Raw genomic sequence first — 18,886 nt, 5'->3', positions numbered from 1 at the left:
GGAGGCAGACATTGATCACTCTAGAGTTCTGACATCTTTTTCTCCCCGAATATGCACTAGCTAAAAAGAAAAAACTAGCGATGTTGAGTAAAGAAGAGCTTGGAAAGTATTGCGATATAGATGGTGCCATAGAAATATTGGGGCGATTACTTGGGTGGAGTCCAGAAAGAGTTATTGAATGGGCACAACAGTTTGAGGACCAACTGGAAAATCCCTGGTTCGATTACGAAGGTTTTTTTAGGTATATATGTAAGGCATTGATTCCCCCAGAAACGTTTCAAAGGTTAACGCCCGATGAACTTCAGTCATTACAAAACTCCCTTCATGAGCCATTAATTCCGCGTTTTTGGTTAGGAGACAAGCCCGATGATCGCGGGTGGAAAATAGTCCGACTACAAATAGACACATGTATTGGCCTGTATGACAAAGAGTATTTAAAAAACAAGAAAGTGATATCACTTAAAGATCTCGAGCCCTGAATCCAGAGTAAAAAAGGAGCAGGAGAAAGCTATTAAAGGACTATTAAAGTGGTCAGGACTCTATTAGTACTTAATAGTCCTGACCACTTTATTCTGCACAGCAACAGCATTTTCGCAAATTAAAACCGTTACCGATAATCTTCCCAGAGATCCGCGTTTTCATAGCTGTCGCGGATGCGCCATTCTCGGAGGAGGGCGAGCAGTTCTTTCTTCTTTTCAGAATGTGCGGGCGCATCCCAGAGATTGTCCACTTCCAGAGGATCGGCTTTGAGATCGAACAGTTGGCCCCACGGTTCGTCGAGGAAATGCACCAGTTTCCAATCTTGCGTGCGCACCATGGTCATAAATTTGCTGGTTGTCAGAATGCCATCTTTGGCCTGTTCGGCGAACACGACGTCTCGTAAACAGGACGCCGCTTCAGGTCCCGATTGGAGCAGCGGCAACAGGCTGCGTGCTGCCATTGGTTCGGGAATGGGGATGTCCGCGATGTCCATCAAGGTCGGACCAAGATCCATCTGCTGAACCAGACCATCAACGGCCCGCGGTTCTCCAAAGCGATTGGGGGCCCAGATGATCATCGGCACGCGCGTTATGACGTCGTACATGGTCCATTTCTGGCTGTGTCCATGGTCTGTCAGGCAATCGCCGTGATCAGAGGTGAAGATCACAATGGAATTGTCGAGCAGTCCTTTCTCTTCCAGCGCCGCCATAATCTCACCCACCTTTTCGTCAATCATCGTGACGTTGGCCAGATAATAGGCGCGCTGTCGGTGCCGCTGTTCTGCTGTCGGTTCAAGCAGATGCACAACGGAATCGTGATCCACTTCGTTGTTATGAATGCGCATCGCCTTTAACGGCTCCGGCTGGTTAGCCAGATCGCTTTCGAGAACGGGTGCGATGTTGAGCTCTTTTTTCAGATACGACTCTGCATACCGGGGAATCGGATCATAGGGCGGATGCGGGCCGGGAAAACCAATTTCCAGAAACAGCGGTTCGCTGACGGGGTAATTGCGGATCCAGTCGACTGCCATGTTCCCCACAAACATGTCGGGATGCATATCCTCATCCAGCAGCCAGTCAAAGGCGCCCAGGCTTTCCTTGTAATCAGGTAACTGACGGTAGAGTTCCCGTTGCTGTTTCACCAGGCCGCGCGCCCGTAATGCTTTATCCCACTCATCGTAAAAGTAGCGCCCTTCCAGGTAGCGATCTTTGTTCTCCACCACGTAGCGCTGTTCGAAGCCTAGTGGAGTGGTATAGGGCCAGCTGTGCATTTTGCCAATGTTGACCGTCTGATAACCTCCGTCATGCAGGTTTTCGATCCAGCCATGCTTCCAGGTATCGGCATTTTTCAGAATACCCGTCGTATGGGGATAATGGCCTGTAAAGAGTGATGCTCTTGCAGGTGCACAGGAAGCGGCTGTGATAAAACAGTTGTTGAAAACAATACCCTCGCGATGCAAACGATCAATGTGTGGCGTTTCCATGAAATCATAGCCGGCTGCCTGAATCGTATCGAACCGCTGCTGATCGGTAATAATGAGTATGATGTTTGGTCGCTGATCTGTCATTGGAATGCCCTGCGCCCTGCCCCATAGTGATATCGGAAAGAAGTCGAAGTCTTTGATTGGATCGAAACAGTATTGTTTATCTATCAGATGAGAGCGGACAGACGCAAGGACTGCAGTCGGATTTGGCAGGGATGTCACTGAAAAACGTGGTTGTTACTGTGAAATTCACCTGCTGTTTTATGCTAAGCACTCCAGCGAAATAAAGGAAAAACATCCCGTAATAGACATAGGAGGGGTGGTTGAGTTAGAATAAATGAAGGCTTATACATCGAACAGTCTCAGCCCCAACCACAATGGGCAATCCCAGAAAAGAAACGACTTTGATCTCACGATTTTTATACATCAGCGTTTTTGCAGCAATCTGGCTCTCTTCCCTGTTTAGTCAGGGAGCTGAGCGTACGCCTGATCCAAAGTCGGATGCTTTCTCGACCGTCATCCAGCCTCTCTTTCAGCAGAACTGTGTGAAATGTCACGGCAAGAAAGAAAAGGTGGACGGCGATGTCAATCTGCTCCAACTGGAACATGCCGATCAGTTGGTAAGTAATCCCGAACTGTTGGAGAATATCATTGAAGCGGTCGACTCTGGGTACATGCCACCCGAGAGCGAAAAGCCGCTTTCTGAAAAGACAAACAAGCAACTGGTCTCCAGTCTGAAAGCGTACTTGAAGCAATCAATTGCATTACAGAAGAACTGGCCAGAAACGCCGATTCGAAGAATGAATCGGTTTCAATACAACAATGCCGTTCAGGATCTATTCCAACTCAAAGTGGAAGTCTTTTCGCTTCCGGAACGGATGATGCGGGAGCATGACAATTACTTTCAGCCACAAACGGGAAAAATGCGCCCGGAAGTCAGAGTCGGCAGTCGTCCGCTGGGCAAGTCTCAGTTAATCGAAAGACGACTTGGCGGAGTGGCCGCATTTCCCCAAGACCTGCGTGCGGAAAACGGGTTCGATAACAGAGCCGATCACCTTTCACTTTCGCCATTATTGTTGGAATCATTTCTGAGACTGAGCCGTTCGATTGTCTCCAGTGCCGACTTCAACTCAAAGACCTGTGGTATCTGGAAGGAGTTTTTTGAATTTCCGAAAGACAAGTCGACAGAAGAAACACAGGCGATTGTGGAAGTTCGCTTAAGAAAATTTCTGACACGCGCCTTTCGGCGTCCCGCCAGCGATGAACTTGTCAACCGTTACACCTCTTATGTAATGCGGCAGATTCAAAATCAAAAGTCTTTTACGGAAAGCATGCAGGAAGCGGCAGCAGCAGTACTGGCTTCGCCTCAGTTTTTCTATCTGTATGATCAGTCGGCTGACCGGGATTCTCCGAATCAAACAGGAATTGATGATTTCAGTCTGGCATCGCGGCTTTCGTTTTTCCTCTGGGGCAGCATTCCTGACCAGACACTACTCGATCTGGCGGCAGCCGGGAAACTTCATGAGCCTGACGTTTTAACGACGCAGGTTTCCCGCATGTTGCATGACGAACGTCTGAAACGATTTTGTGACAGCTTTCCTGTCCAATGGCTGCAACTGGAACGGATTATCTCTTCCACTCCCGATCCTCAGCGGTATCCGCAATTCTACTTTGCAAAGTACCGTGCCAGCATGCATATGATGCTGGAGCCATTACTCTTGTTTGAGACGTTACTGATTGAAGATCAGTCCGTGCTGAAGCTGATTGATTCCGATTTCAGTTATCGAAGTGATTTGCTGGAAGCCTGGTATCGCGATGGGAAACGGGGAAATCCAGGCTCGCCCGTGACAGTGAATTTTCGACGCGTTCCTGTGAAAGACCGGCGGCAGGGCGGAGTGATCACCAATGCTGCCGTCATGACAATGACATCGAATGCCACTCGCACCCAGCCGATCACGCGCGGTGCCTGGATTGCGGGCGTCATTCTGAATGATCCTCCCAAACCACCTCCCGCTGATGTCCCCTTGCTGGAGGATAAGCCGAAGGAGGGCGAAGAAAACTTGACGTTGCGAGAGCGATTCGCTGCCCATCGAAAACAAGCCAGTTGTGCGGGCTGTCACCAGCGGATTGATCCCTTAGGGTTTGCGTTGGAAAATTATGATGCAGCAGGCCTGTGGCGTGAAACATATCCCAATGGGCGAACGGTCGATGCCAGCGGCAAGCTGCTAAGCAAACATGAATTCTCAAATATTATCGAGTTCAAAGATGCGTTGCTGGCTGAAAAGGACCGGTTTACGCGTGCCTTTGCGGCGCATTTACTTTCATTTGCCCTGGGACGCGAAATGGGAGTGGCAGACTCATTGGCCCTGGACAAGATTGTGGCTGATACAGCAACTGCCGATTACCGGTTCCAGTCTCTCATCAAAGAAATCGTATTGAGCCCCCCGTTCTTACAGAGTACAGTCAGGCAGAGGAACGAGTCCGTCGTTGAATAAGCAGACTCGCCCTCAAACATAATTCCGAACACGTTAGCTTAGAATGGTAGAATGATGATTGAAATCAATCGGCGATCATTTCTCCGCGGCGCCGCTGGTGCGACCCTGGCATTGCCCTGGCTGGAAAGTCTCGCGCACTCTGAAGTTCCTCCGCAACCGGCACAACGACTGGCGGTCTTTTATGTGCCCATTGGTGTTGTGCGTCGTGGTTTCTTTCCGGGCGAACAGGATGCAGCGATTCCCAAATTCACAAGTAGTCAGGAAGAGATTGCCCGGGAAACCGGTCTGAAAGTCGGGATGCGACCTCTAAAAGAGCTGACGCCCACTCAGCAGCCACTCGAAAAAGTCAAGCAGAAAGTCACACTGATCACCGGCATGGATCGTTTCTACAAGCATGGAAGTGACGTTCATGCGCAATGTGCCTCCTGTTTTTTAAGCAGCGCTACTGCCCACGCCGTCAAGTCGTCGGTGTACCCCCTGTCCCGGACTCTCGATCATATCATCGCTGACCATGTCGGGGAGAAGACTCCTTTCCGCACTTTGGAATTGAGTTGCAACAACCATCAGGACAACAAAGAGTCGATCTATTTTGATAATATCTCCTGGTATGGAACGGGGCATGTGGCACCCTCGATTCGTGATCCGCGAAAAGTCTATCGCCGGATGTTCGGCACACAGGAGAATCAGGCCTATCGCGATATCACGGGACTGGTTCTCGAAGATGCGCGCTCATTGAACAGACGACTCGGCCGTGCAGACCGTGAAAAATTTGCAGAGTACTTCGATGGCATCAGAACGATCGAAGAACAGATGGATAAACTCGATCAGATTAAAAATGAAATTGGCAAAGCTTCGGTGAAAGAACCAGATAACTCACAACTCCCCCGTGGCCAATATATTCGCCTGATGGGAGACCTGATGGTGGCTGCACTGCAGGTTGGTTTAACCAATGTAGCCACGTTGATGATTGGTCCCGAACGCTGGGATACCCCCATGCGATACGAATCGCTGTTCGACAAACCGATGAGCCATCATCAGATGTCTCATAATCAAAATAAGTATTTGAAAGAACTGTTGCAGGTGGATCGATTCCATATGGAACAGTTTGTGTATCTCGTGCAGAAGATGGATGGCATTCGTGAAGCGAATGGAACGACATTGCTTGACAATACCATCTTCACGTATGGTTCCGGTCTGGGCGATGGTGCCACGCATCAATATACCGACCTGCCCATTGTCGTCGCGGGTTCTGGCGGAGGACAATTAAAGACGGGACAGCATCTGCATTGCTCCGATGGCACCGCCCTGGCAAACCTCTGGCTCACGCACGCACAAGTCATGGGTTTAAAGCTCGATCGATTTGCCGACAGCACGGGCCCGGTCCAGCAATTATTGACCTGATCCAATCCATGGTTCTTTCTCTTCACCGCTGAAACTCCCCTGCCTCTGCTGAATAAAAATATCTTGACGCCGCCCCGCCGTTTGCCATGATCTCTGGTTATGCGTCGCGCGCGAGAACACTACTGGTTCAGGTGAATCCCCGGAACGAAACAAACGGCACCATCCCATAAACCGCTGGTTTGAGCACGATTTTCCCCAACCAACCCCAAAAAAGTTATGCGGGTCGACACACGCCGACGCACAACACCACACAACCAACACCGCCCGCCCCCCTGACAACACATCCCGCCACGCTTCGCCACAGAACGTTTTTCCAATCCCCTTGACCGCCCCACGCCCTTCACAAAAATCCATTTCACAATCATGATACTCTCTCCCGATGTAGGGGCGAGTCTATGTGCTCGCCCGCCTCACGACATCCCATCCAAAATAAAAGAACAACGGGAACCAGCACGACAAACAAAAAGTGAGCGGGTCGGCGCTAGCCGCCGGTAAAAAAACATCGAACCAGAGCGACTAACAAAAAAAGTAAACGACACGGCATCAGGTAACGATTCTTAATTCAAAAACCGGGGCTAACGCCCTTCGGCTAATTAGTCATTCCGGTTGGAAAGTCACCAAAAACCGGATCAGCCGCACGGCGTTAGCCGCGGTTAATACCAACCTGGGTTAGGTTGCGGTCCTGGTAATCACATTCAATCATTAAAGAAACACAACCTGGCCGCCGGTAGATTCCAGTGAAAACAAACGCTTCACCAGCAAACAAATCCTACCAGATCGCCACGGCAACCCGAGAGATAAACACCCCGCACCAGGGTGAAGAAACGGCCCCTGATCAAGTTGATCGAAAACGTCCGGGCAACGAACGTTTCTCAGATCACAAAATCAGAAACCACAGAGCCTGCACCATTAGCCGCAGGGCGTTAGCCCCGGTTGAAAGTGTCATCGCAGGAAAGAAAAAATGTCAGGTCCATAAAATTATTGGCCCCGACATCTTAAATTGTTCTAAATAACCCCAAAGCCCTGCTACTTATTCTCGTTAAATAATTAAATGACCGAGTTAAACTTTTGCTCGTTGTTCAATCAATATATCAAGCTGAGTTCTAACTTCATTGTAAACCATGACTGTACCACCAAGGTCTTCGATTCGTACGACGACACCTATTTTTGTAGGTTCAACTTTCCTCTGCCATTTTTTATAAGAAGCAATGGCCAATGTATAGTGATTGTTACTAAATTCTTCTCTATGCTGAGTCCATTCACACCAATCATGCTGAACGGTACCTCGCGAGCGACGATTTACTTTATGTTCATATTTTAGTTCGTTCGGTATGTCCACTGTTTCTGATTCATCATTACCTTCTTCAGCAGTAGACATTCCATCTATGATTTTTTCTTGATCAACATCGCCTCTGAACATTCGCCATTTTAAAGAGATGCCGAAATAATTCTCTAACCCCCATTTCTGAACTTCGGGGTCATGTACCACTGTCACAGTAATTCTTTTTTTTGCAGTTGAATCTATCATTTGAGCAGGTACAGGTATCTCAAAGAAAGCAACTTGATCTGCTCCTAACCGCCCTTGATGAAAGAGGATTACAGAATAGTCGTCACATTCAGTAGCTCGTGCAGCGTCAGGCCATCCGTTCCCCAATACATCCAACCATCGTTTTCTATCTAAGTGTTCTTGCAAATGGTTCAAATCACCTCGGTATCCAGCAGAATTTATAAGAAATGCCTTAAGTAAAGGAGCACTCACGTTAGCTGGTCCCATGTCGGTCAAGTCATTTAAAACAATGGCCAACTTATTAGCGACGCGAGGCGCAGCAAAACTTGTCCCATAGTCGTATGCAATGGCTGGAGATAGTTGATGACTAGCCATTACCACATTAGTGGCTAAATTAGATTGCACCCAAAGTGGGTCAGCACTCCTAAGTAAATTGCCCCCAAACTCTACAAGATCAGGTTTTGTTTCTTCTTTGATTCCTGGGCCAGAACGCGTAAATGGTGATGGCTCAAATGCAAGAGCAATTGCAGTATCGGCTGTTTGCGAAATTAATGTAGAGGGGGCAATAGAACCGACACTCAATGCTAATCCTGCCTGTCCCGGATCAAGGATTCGAGAGTCTGAATCACATAGATAGGAAGGATACTCAACCTCTGAATTAATGTATTCGCGTATTTGATTTAGAGGGATGTTGCCTGTCGAAACTACAAACACAATGTCAAATTCACGACTTAAGCGGTCAAGAGTACGTGCGGTCCACGAAGTTCGAGGTTGAGTTCTTTTGTTATCTGGATTCCACTTTTTAGCAAGGTCTGCTACAGACAAGTTAAATATTCTAACCCCCAGAGGGACGAATTCTTTTACAACTTCTTCAATAACCTTGGAAAATAATCGCTCTTCTTCTAATTGGTTAGAAGCGTCCAATATGCGTGCACTAGCAATCCATGCTTTCCCGCTATTTCTTGCCCCCTTATTCAGATCGAGGGCATAATAAGCCGCCAAAGATGCGACACCCGAACCATGACCATTTTCATCATATGGATTATCTGGAGAGTGCTTTAAAAAAGACTTTAGCATCTCATCCTTAGTAACCGGTTCCAAAAATGGGTTTCCCGAGGAAACACCAGAATCGACAATACAAATAATTGGGACCTGATCATTGGGTGCACTAATTGTTTCAAGATCTTGAATTTTAAAATTTTTACGAACGGTCTGAAATGTCTCAAACTTTGGTTTAGGTTCAAACCATGATATTCTTCTTTGCCACCTATCCTCCTCGACCAGCCGTCGAAACATTTCTCCAGTACACCGAATTACGGCTCTACAAACTCCTTCCCTTTCTTCGTGTTCAAACAATGTTCCATGAATACCGTTGGCAAAGACACTTCGCAAATCTGCTAAGATCTGGCGAATTTCTTCACGTTGCTTATTCCTACCATTTAGTAGAGACAGTATTTCTATTTCACAAATTACATACTGCTTCTTCACCAAATCATCGTATTTAGCAAATAGCTCATCGCTTAATCTATCTTTGGGGTCCCCTCGTTCAACATCTTCAATCCGAGCTAATTCCGGGTGTTTGACTCTATCTTTTTTAGGGATATCAGCAGCAAACGCTTGGATTTTCTCTTTAAAAGAGTGAAGGTCGCTACCCGTTGGAACTGCAAGTGTAATAGATTCAGATCGATCAGTAAGTGGCTTCAGCCCAATCCCAGATATTTTTACAGGCCCATCGTGTGTAATTTTGTAGAAGATTGTTCTTCTTTGCTCGTCAGTCAAACTTCTCAATTGCTTATCTAGCTGATCAACTTTTGTACCTAGTACTCTTGCAATTTCGTTTTTGCGAGCAAGAAGTTCTTTGGAGAGTGGGACAGCTCTGCTTTTTTCTTTCTTCCGTTTTTGTATCGTAGGACCAACAAGCTCTCTCGGTGGGAATTCATTATCCATCGGCGTCTATCTCACGATCCATCGCAGCCATCATACTTCTCATATACTTCAATTCTGAAGAGATCTGCTGAGTGGTTAGTTGCTTCTTATCCTCTAAAATCATAGATTTGATTGCTTCAATTAAAATCGATTCAATTTGTGCAAATGATAGTCCTGCCATTTTTTTGACCAGTGAATCAAGTGAACCACTAAATCTGACTCCACTTAGGTGTTGCTGTATGAATTTTTTTCGTACTCCTGGAGACGGAGAAGGGAATAAAACTACATCGTCGAATCGACGCCAAATTGCTGGATCGAGTAGATATTGATGGTTGCTTGCACCTATCAATATGCTCTCTCTAGAGACAAAGGTGTCCATCGCTTGTAACAAACTATTGACTACTCGTTTGAGTTCCCCCACGTCCCCCATGTCACTTCGTGATTTAGCCACTGAATCGAATTCATCAAACAAAATTACCATCGGGGTTTCTAATGCTATATCGAAAACTTGCTGCAAGCGTGCTGAAGTGTCTCCCAAGTAACTTGAAATTAACGCACTCAAACGTACTACACCAACCTTTAGATTAAACTGATTAGCAATATGATGGGCAGTCAAAGTCTTGCCACAACCAGGTGGTCCCCAAAAAAGTAATTTTGACTTGGGAGAATACCCATAACGAGCTAGCTTCGCTGAATTTCGACGCTCATCAATGAACCGATCTATTCGCATCCTTGTCTCATCTTCAAGAAGTAGATGCTCGGTACTAGCAGGTTCATGGAAGATAGCAAGTAACTGCTCACCCGAACGTCGATCTCGGGGTAGTGTAGATAATTTTCTGTTTGGCACATTTGTAGATTGGCTAGAATCAGCCCCAAGTGCAGATCGAAGCTCTTTTGCGAGACTATATTGATTGGCGGCTAGTTGATCAGAAATGATTGACTCTGCCAGTTTCCGAAAGACAGCATCATTTTTATCACGGTGAGCTCGAAATAGCCGTGTGACAGATTCAACATCCGCGATTTGTTTGTTTCTTGCACTTGTCATAATTAACTCAAATTAAAGCAATATTCGTAAAGCCTCCTACCTGTACCCATTCTATCGGTTACAAACTAATGCTGAAGCCATCAATTCCTAAGTAGCTATAAAATCAAAGTCATCCATACATCATCAATGGCAATATACACACTTAAATTAACAATCCTTTAGTTGAGAATATGAGTGTTTAACGGAACACGGACACTGAACACACACAAGTGTACACATAAGTGATAACATTGTCTATAGCCATCTTATGCTTTCCAGACTTGTTCTACTAGGAACTTTTTTGACTGTCTAGTTTGTAAATAGAGAGTTTCCCCTCTCCAGTAAATGATCCTCAACGACCAGCCCAATTCGACGTTGACCTAATCATAGTTAGGGCACCTTCTGCTTCCACACGCCCCCCCAATGAAATACAGGATCGTCGACTGCAGGTCGCGCTCGCTGGCTTTCTTTTCGGATGTAAAAGGCGTTAGCGATTTCGCCACTACACTGCAGGCGTTCCCTCTCCCTACCGGTTGTTTACACCAACATATGCACCAACTATAATATGTTCGTGTTACAACAGCTGTTAGGGGAGTGTTTGAATGTCAGTTTTAGAGGCACGTTTTGTTCGCGGCTTGATTGCCGTTTTGGTGTGGGGGGGCTTGTGGGCCTGTCCGCATGTAGGTCGGGCTGAGTCCAAGGTAGACAAAGCTCTGGCGGCACGGAAAGCGGATGCGAAGCAGTTTTTCAGTAAACGGGTCACGCCCTTCATCAAAAAGTATTGCCTGGAGTGTCATCAGAACAGGCGCCCCACGGAAGCCGGACTCAGCTTTGACCCGGCCCTGCGGAGTCCCGGGCATGCCGCCTTTAGTGAGAAGTGGAAGAAGTCGGCGGCCCGCGTGAAAACGCACGATATGCCGCCGGAGGGGTTGGATCAGCCGACCGACGACGAACGCCAGATGTTTGCGGAATGGCTGCAGAAGGTCAAATATCTCAGTCCGAAAGATCCGGGACCGTTTGTCATTCGGCGGCTCACCAAAACGGAATATGGCAACACGCTGCACGATCTGTTTGGCGTCGATCCCAACATCGTCGCCAGTCTGCCGGACGAAGTCAGCGGCGAGGGATATCTCAATTCGCTCTCCCCGCTGCAACTCGAACAGTACCTGGCCATCTCCGAAAACGTGTTGAATCAGGTTCTGGCGCCGGAAGGGGAACCGCCCACCAAAATACAACAGCAACTCTTTGGTGAACCTCCCCCGTCCGGGACCGACGCGCAAGCAACCGCTGGCAAGGTGGCGTTGTCACTGGCGCGAAAGGCTTACCGCCGTCCCCCCTCTACTGCGGAAATTGATGTCCTGCTGAAAGTCTTCGACCTGGGACGACAAAACAAACTGAGCTACTACGCCTCCTGTCGGCTGATGCTAAAGGCGATCCTGGTTTCTCCCCAGTTTCTATTCATCACGCCGGCCAAGGAGATTGAGACGGAAAAGGGAATTGTGCCCCTCGATGATTTTCAGCTCGCCTCGCGTCTGTCTTATCTGTTGTGGGCCACCATGCCCGATGAGGAGCTGATGGCGTTGGCGGATCAGGGAAAACTGCACGAGCCGCCGGTCCTGAAAGATCAGGTCAGGCGGATGCTGATGGCCCCGCGATCGCGGGCTCTGTTTGACGGCTTTGGTGCACAGTGGCTGAAGCTGGGGAACCTGCACGAGCGAACGTTTGACCCTGAAAAATTTCCGCAAATGAACGCCGCCCTGCGCACGGCGATGTACGATGAAGCCCGGCTCTTTTTCGAAAGCATCGTGCGGGAGAACCGCAGCGTTGCGAATTTTATCGACAGCGATTTTACCTTCCTCAATGAAAACCTGGCCACGATCTACGGTCTGGAAAAAACGGTCACCGGCCCCGAGATGCGCAAGGTCAGCCTGACCAATGGCAATCGGGGCGGAATCCTGGGAATGCCCGGCGTGCTGGCGGCGACCTCCTTCCCCAACCGGACCAGCCCCGTCAATCGAGGCGTCTGGGTGCTGGAACAGGTGCTCGGGGATCATGTCCCCCCTGCTCCGCCCAATGTGCCGTCACTGGAGAAACAGGATCAAAAACAGGTCGCCAGTCTGACGCTCCGCGAACGCACCGAACTGCACCGCTCCGAGGCGGTCTGTGCCAATTGCCATCGCTTACTCGACCCGATCGGGTTCGGCCTGGAGAACTTCGACGCCATCGGACGCTGGCGCGACCAGGACGAGAACGGCCAGGCCATCGATGCCTCGGGCGAGCTTCCGGGAGGTAAACATTTTTCCAATCCCCAAGAACTAAAAGCCATTATCGCCGAGCAGAACGCAAAGTTTTCTCGCAATCTGGTCGAGCGACTGTTAGCCTATGCATTATGCCGACGCTTGGAAGGGTATGACGAGATTGTGATCGATGAATTGATGCAGAAGATCGCCAAAGACGACTATCGCATGCAGACACTCATCACTGAGGTCGTCACCAGTTATCCGTTCACGCATCGTCGCATTGAGTGACCAGCAAACCACACACCCGATTTCCTCTGCATCCCAGCAACCCACCTGAAGGCTTTCCCATGAGCAATTATAAAACAATCGACCGTCGCACCTGTCTGAAAGGGATGGGAACCGCACTGGCTTTACCTTTACTGGATGTCATGGGCTGGGCCGAAGCCAGCGAGAAAAAAGAATTCAAGCCGCCGGTCCGAATGGGGTTCATGTATATGCCGCATGGCGTGATCATGGATCAGTTCTGGCCCAAAGATCCCAAGACGTTTTTGACTTCACCGCCCCCTGCCCTCGCATCGCTGCGGCCGGTACTTGATCAGTGTCTGCTGATGAAAGGCATCGCCGGCGTTTCCAACGGTCCCTTCCGCGGCGCGCCTCACGCGCTCGAACTCTCGACGTGGCTCACCGCGGCCTTGCCCGATCCGGACAAGCGAGACGAGATCAGTATCTCGATCTCCGCCGATCAGATTGCCGCGAATTCGCTGGGCGCGTTTACCGCGCTGCCTTCACTGGAACTGGCCACGATGCCGCAGACGTGGAAGGAAAACCAGGCGGGGTTGAACGAGGCCTACTATTCGCACTGCAGCTTCCGCTCGCCAACCCAGGCGGTTCCTGCCGAGACCAATCCCCGTAACGTGCTGAACCGTCTGTTCAACAAGAAGGAAAAAGGGGACGGACTGTCGGCGAACGGGATGAGCAGTTTAGACCGCAGCATGCTGGATCTGGTGATCGGCGGTGCCCGCGATCTCAGGCGCACCCTCTCGCAAACCGACCAGAAGAAGCTGGATCAATACCTGGACAGCGTGCGTTCGGTGGAACGACGGATCGCCGCCATTGAAATGCGCCAGAAAGAAGCGGCCCTGGAAAAAGCAGGAATCCGCCCGAGCCGCAGTCACAAGAACGACTCGCCGCCCATCGAGATCAAGATTCCCGAGGGAGACAAACGGAGCGAGTACATGCAGGTGATGTGCGACCTCAACGTGCTCGCCTTCCAGACTGATACGACCCGCGTCAGCACCTACATCGGTTCGACCCCGAACGGCGTCTCTTATCCTGAACTTGGCTTCAACGACCAGCATCATTCCCAGACGCACCACAACGGCGAGAAGAAGAAGGTCGACAAAGTCGCCGCGATCACGAAATTCAACATCGACCAGTTTGCCTACATGGTCAACAAGATGCACAGCCTGAAAGAAGGGGACGGCACCCTGCTGGAGAACTGCATCATGATGTGGGGCTCGGGGCTCGAAGACGGCGACCGGCACACCCGGGCCAACCTGCCCTTCATCCTCGCCGGAAGTGGCGGCGGTGCGATCAATACCGGACGCTTCCTGCCCGATGTGAAAGGAAACCAGGGCGACCTGCTAACAACCTTACTGACGTGCATCGGGATTCCGCTGGACCGTCCCGTGGGGATCGCCACGAAGCAGATCGCAGAGATCCCTGCCAAATCCTGAAACAGTTACCTGCCTCCCTAAACAAAGTGATATCGATCCCAGATGCAGCAGAGTAGATTCCTCGTCAGGTCCTGCGCAGAATCGCGTGCAGGTGCCTCTGTTCAAATCAAAATGAGAGTAGTTCGGTCTCTTCGTTTAAAGACCCAAAAAACTGATCCGTCTCTTCATTCCAGTCCGGCAGCTTTCGCACTCCCGGTTCCAGTGTCGCTTCCATCACGCCGACTTCAGCATGTTCGTATCCCAGAATGTGCCCCAGTTCATGACAAATAACAGTCCAGAGATCAATCAAACCATCTGCCTCACTGCCGGACAAAGCAATCAACGTTAAGCGACTATCGAATTCAAACTCGTGATGATCCAGAGGGGTCTCATCAATAAACCAATGATATCCTGCGGCGTCCTGATCGAGATAAATGGTATCCGCAGATGCCAGCCCCAGAGAATCGCCTTCTAAATCGCCGATCCGCACCTGGATTTGATCGAGTTTTTCTCGTCCACTGGAATTAAGATTAGTAGTCAGGCTAACCTTTGCAGATTCCAACATGCTCTCTGCTGCCGTTTGAGTCAAAGTGTCTCCACTCTGATTTAACGTCTGCGATATTTTTACGATCAGTTGTTGATTCCAGGCTTCGGGAAAATTTGCAGGATAACTGATTCGGGAAGAGTTTGCTTTCCCTTTGCCGTAGTTGCTCACAAATAGAACCAAATCTCTGATTTCGACGCGATTGTTTTGATTCAAATCCGCAAACCAGGCATCGTCTGAATCGGACTCACTGGGAATATCTCCATAGACAGTGATAAAGCGAACCAGGTCACGGATATTGATTTCACCGTCGTCATTCAAGTCATAGGGATTGGCCCAGATGGTCGTATCGGCATTTTCAATATTCAGCGGTTCGACCCCCTGCCCGTTTCTCAGACCAATCAGGGAATTCGTAATCTCAAATGAAAGTGTCTCCGATCCCAGGCTCTCGCCACCCAGCCCCAAAGTGACTTCATCCTGCTCCTGTGCTTCAAATTTAATGCGGGCGAATAACAGTTGATTTTCGATGCCCAGATCAGCAGTCTCAGTGCTGGCGGCCAGTTGATGGATTACACCATTCGCGTCATAGATCATGCCAGACTGGTTCTGTGTAAACGCCTGACCAAAATGAATCTCAGTGGCGGAAGTCGCGACTGTCAGATAATTCAGATCGACAGCAACCAGGGCCACGCCTTCGCTGTTTAAGTTTTCAGTATGCACCCAGATTTCCACCCAGTACGTCGACCATTCTCCGATCCAGGTTTCATTCGCCGGTAATACAGACGCTTCACCGTTGGCGTCAACAGTGGTCGGAGTCTCTACGATTCGCAAGGAGAGAGACTCATCCGTAGATTCTTCAATGGCGTTGATCGTCAGTGTAAATATTCGCTGGAAGGTACCGTTATCTTCGGGGGTATCCAGATTCTGATCCAGGCCGCCATCTTCGACCTGCACCGTAATCCGCGCGGTGCCGGTCCTGCCTGCGGGAGGAGCGACGCGCAATCGCGGCCTGCCCCCCTCATCCAGAACGGTCAGCCCGGAATCAGGAATGACATCAGGATTGTCTGACGAGGCCGACCAGATGACAGGCCCCTCTGTGACGGGTTCCAGTCCCGTGAGATCGATGGATTGCTCTGGTGCATTCTCGCTGATCACAACATCCTCAATCAGATCAAAGGTCGTTCCCGCAAAGCCGTCGATCTGCGAACCAATCCAGATCGTATTTTCTTCCTCGTAGGCCACCAGAAACGTCTGATTAACATCGTCGCGAATGAGATTGATGAAGAAGCTCCCCCCCTGCATCGATGCCACGCTGTTCCCGGAAGTAAGGAAGCCGCTCACTCCGGTGGTGCCATCGCCAAACGTGACTCCGCCTCCTTCATCGATGGAACCATTGTCCCAATCCATGCTCCGTACCAGGTAGTTTCCGTTCGGGAGTGCGGTCACTCCGGGTGCGCCTGCTCGATAAGCCCCCACCCTATCGTCACTGTGAGCACCAACGAGGCTGTTGGCTGATGTAATCACACCACTCACCCCTGTCATTCCATTCCCAAAGGTCACCGCACCGGCATCCACAATCGCGCCATAGTCCCAGTCAGGACTCGCCACGACATAGTTCCCATTGGAAAGTACGGTCACAGCCGATAGACCAAATTCACTGTGCCCTAGCTGATCGCCGGCTGTGGAACCGACCAGGCTATTGGTTGATGAGACGAGACCACTGCTACCGATGGTCCCATCGCCGAAAGTTACGGCTCCGGCGTTCAGGATTGTGCCGTTATCCCAGTCCGGGCTGCTGAGCACATAATTCTCATTCGTGAGTGCCACAACTCCCTGAGATCCCACTCGGTCACCTCCTTTCGCCCCCACATAACTGTTTGCTGCCGAGACTGCGCCTGTCACGCCCGCGGTTCCACTTCCCCAGGTGACCGCTCCCACATCGTAGAACGATACATTTCCCCACTTCGAACTGACCACGACATAATTGCCGTTTGCCAGCACAGTCACACCATCTAAACCGACGTAAGAACGATCCTCGGTCCCCACCAGGCTGTTATCCGCAGAAAGAATCCCCGTTATTCCAGTGGTCCCGTTACCAAACGTGACGGCTCCTTTTTTGAATGACCAGTTGCTGCTGATGGCGACATAATTTCCATTGGGCAGTGCGACGACGCCACCAATGCCCACGTTATCTGCGTTGCTCGATCCGACCAGACTGTTGGCGGACGAGATTGTGCCGTTAATTCCCGTGCTGCCATCACCGAACGTCACCGCACCAACGACTGTCCCAGAACTGTCGCTCCAGGCGGGACTACTCACAACGTAATTCCCGTTTGTCAACGCAGCGACCCCGGCATGTCCCACCAGGTCATCTTTCGTCAAGCCGACCAGACTATTACTGGCGGTGATTGTGCCGCTGACGCCTGTTGTGCCGCTCCCGAAGGTGGCAGCGCCGGCATCAGACACGGAGCCATTATTCCAAAAAGGACTGCTCACCACGTAATTCCCGTTCGCGAGTGGCGAGACCCCATTCAAGGATGGACCTCCAGAACCCAATTTGTCACTTTTTGCGACACCAACAAGACTGTTCGTCGCAGAAATTTCTCCGATAACACCAGTCGTACCACTACCAAAAGTCACGGCACCGGCATCGATAATCGTACTATTATCCCACAACGGACTGGTGATCACATAATTGCCGTTCGTGAGCTCTGTTACACTGGACGTGGTCGGATGAATGTAGCCCAGTTTGTCGTCAGCCGTCGTTCCCACCAGGCTGTTGGCTGAGGAAATCACGCCGCTCGTTCCCGTCGTTCCATTCCCGAATGTCACCGCACCGGCGTCCATGACAGAACCGTTATCCCATCCCGGGCTGCAGAGCACGTAGTTCCCATTGGCGAGCAACGTGATATTCACTTCTCCGTCTTTGAAGTCTCCGACAAAATCTTCTTCAGAGGAACCGATGAGGCTGTTGAGGCTCGAGACGATGCCAACTGTACCAGTGGTGCCATTGCCCCAGGTCAGCGCGCCGGCATCTTCATAGGAGCCGTTGTCCCAGAATGGACTACCCACGAGGTAATTTCCGTTCGCAAGCACTTTGATTCCCGGTTCGTTCCCATAGTTGAAACCGATGCTGTCGCTCGCGCTGGCCCCGACCAGACTATTCGCTGCTGAGATCGCACCGGTCACACCGGTGGTCGCGTCACCGAACGTAACTGCCCCGACGTTGGTCATCGATCCGTTGTCCCAGAAAGGGTTACTGACAACATAGTTGCCGTTGTCCAAAACGGTAATCCTTGCACCGCCAATGCCATCGAGGGGGGAAGCCCCGATCAGGCTGTTGTCCGCCGAGATGACGCCGCCCACGCCGGTCACTCCATTCCCAAACGTGACTGCGCCAACTTGCCAACCCGGGTTTCCATTACTCCACTTCGGACTGCTCACCACGAAATTCCCGTTGGGTAACGCCGTGACGCCTCCACTTCCGATCTGTTCATAAGAGTCCCCGACCAGCGTGCTGATCAATTCACCCGAGTCGCCATTGAAGAGATAGACGGCCCCGCTCCAATTGTTGTAACTCGGGTCGGTGACAACAATGTTACCAGTACTCAACGTGACCACCGAGTCGCCGAAGTCAGAAAAAACAGCAGGATTGGGATTGGTCAATTCCGAAAAGGCAGCCGTGAGCATGGTACGCGCTTCCAGGAATTCGACCTGACAGTTCGTTGGTTGAAAACGTTTTTTGTGCGTCCGGGAAGCAGCACGTCGCTGCGGCCGGGCGAACAGTCCCTGGTACATCGGTCGCATCAAATACAGCAGTTTTTGGAATCGTATCTGGCTGTGTCTCATGATTATTTCCTTTCCCGCGAACGGGATGTCTCTTTCACACTAGTCTCTGCCTGCACCAGACTTGGCGATGCTTGAGAGGAGGGTGTGCAACGAGAATCGGGAGAATTTCTGATTTCCCCATTTTTTTCCTGTTTAATCCCGGCTTCGGATGAGGGTAGAGAACTCATGTGAAATTGACTGGATTGTCGTGAAAGATTTCAGTGCAAGAAATCAGGCTTATGC

At 50.3% G+C, this 18,886-nt stretch carries 9 protein-coding genes; 5 read left to right on the top strand and 4 right to left on the bottom strand.

Features of this window, described 5'->3' with window-relative positions; translation table 11 throughout:
- Positions 1–80: 80 nt before the first annotated feature.
- Complete coding sequence (locus tag Enr17x_RS10180; RefSeq protein WP_145308352.1) at positions 81–479, top strand: hypothetical protein; 399 nt, start codon at positions 81–83, stop codon at positions 477–479.
- Between the two features lie 128 nt (positions 480–607).
- Here Enr17x_RS10180 and Enr17x_RS10175 read toward each other — a convergent pair whose 3' ends face one another.
- On the bottom strand, positions 608–2,047 hold the full coding sequence (locus tag Enr17x_RS10175; protein ID WP_145308350.1) for a sulfatase family protein: 1,440 nt from the start codon (positions 2,045–2,047) through the stop codon (positions 608–610).
- 320 nt (positions 2,048–2,367) lie between these two features.
- On the opposite strand from Enr17x_RS10175, the gene Enr17x_RS10170 reads away from it, so the two are divergent.
- Positions 2,368–4,458 (top strand): DUF1592 domain-containing protein, encoded by a 2,091-nt coding sequence (locus tag Enr17x_RS10170; RefSeq protein ID WP_198001081.1) that lies wholly within the window; start codon positions 2,368–2,370, stop codon positions 4,456–4,458.
- Positions 4,459–4,509: 51 nt separating this feature from the next.
- Positions 4,510–5,859: a DUF1552 domain-containing protein gene (locus Enr17x_RS10165; RefSeq protein ID WP_232101010.1), complete on the top strand. Its 1,350-nt coding sequence runs from the start codon at positions 4,510–4,512 to the stop codon at positions 5,857–5,859.
- Between the two features lie 1,060 nt (positions 5,860–6,919).
- Here Enr17x_RS10165 and Enr17x_RS10160 read toward each other — a convergent pair.
- Complete coding sequence (locus tag Enr17x_RS10160) at positions 6,920–9,313, bottom strand: S8 family peptidase (protein WP_145308346.1); 2,394 nt, start codon at positions 9,311–9,313, stop codon at positions 6,920–6,922.
- Positions 9,306–10,337 carry an AAA family ATPase gene (locus Enr17x_RS10155; protein ID WP_145308344.1) on the bottom strand — a complete coding sequence of 344 codons (1,032 nt, stop codon included), beginning with the start codon at positions 10,335–10,337 and terminating at the stop codon, positions 9,306–9,308. The genes Enr17x_RS10160 and Enr17x_RS10155 overlap by 8 nt, the downstream gene beginning before the upstream one ends.
- Before the next feature lie 581 nt (positions 10,338–10,918).
- Here Enr17x_RS10155 and Enr17x_RS10150 point away from each other — a divergent pair.
- Both Enr17x_RS10150 and Enr17x_RS10145 read left to right on the top strand, forming a co-directional pair.
- Positions 10,919–12,844, top strand: a complete 1,926-nt coding sequence (locus Enr17x_RS10150; RefSeq protein WP_145308342.1) for a DUF1592 domain-containing protein — start codon at positions 10,919–10,921, stop codon at positions 12,842–12,844.
- 59 nt (positions 12,845–12,903) lie between these two features.
- The gene (locus Enr17x_RS10145; RefSeq protein ID WP_145308340.1) at positions 12,904–14,292 is read left to right on the top strand and encodes a DUF1552 domain-containing protein; all 1,389 of its coding nucleotides are present in this window, start codon (positions 12,904–12,906) and stop codon (positions 14,290–14,292) included.
- A 106-nt stretch (positions 14,293–14,398) separates the two neighbouring features.
- Here the strand turns inward: Enr17x_RS10145 and Enr17x_RS10140 are convergent, their stop codons facing one another.
- Complete coding sequence (locus tag Enr17x_RS10140; RefSeq protein ID WP_145308338.1) at positions 14,399–18,664, bottom strand: hypothetical protein; 4,266 nt, start codon at positions 18,662–18,664, stop codon at positions 14,399–14,401.
- Positions 18,665–18,886 lie beyond the last annotated feature (222 nt).

Source organism: Gimesia fumaroli, from assembly GCF_007754425.1.
GTDB classification, from domain to species: Bacteria; Planctomycetota; Planctomycetia; order Planctomycetales; family Planctomycetaceae; genus Gimesia; species Gimesia fumaroli.
This window is presented reverse-complemented; position numbering and strand designations above follow the sequence as displayed.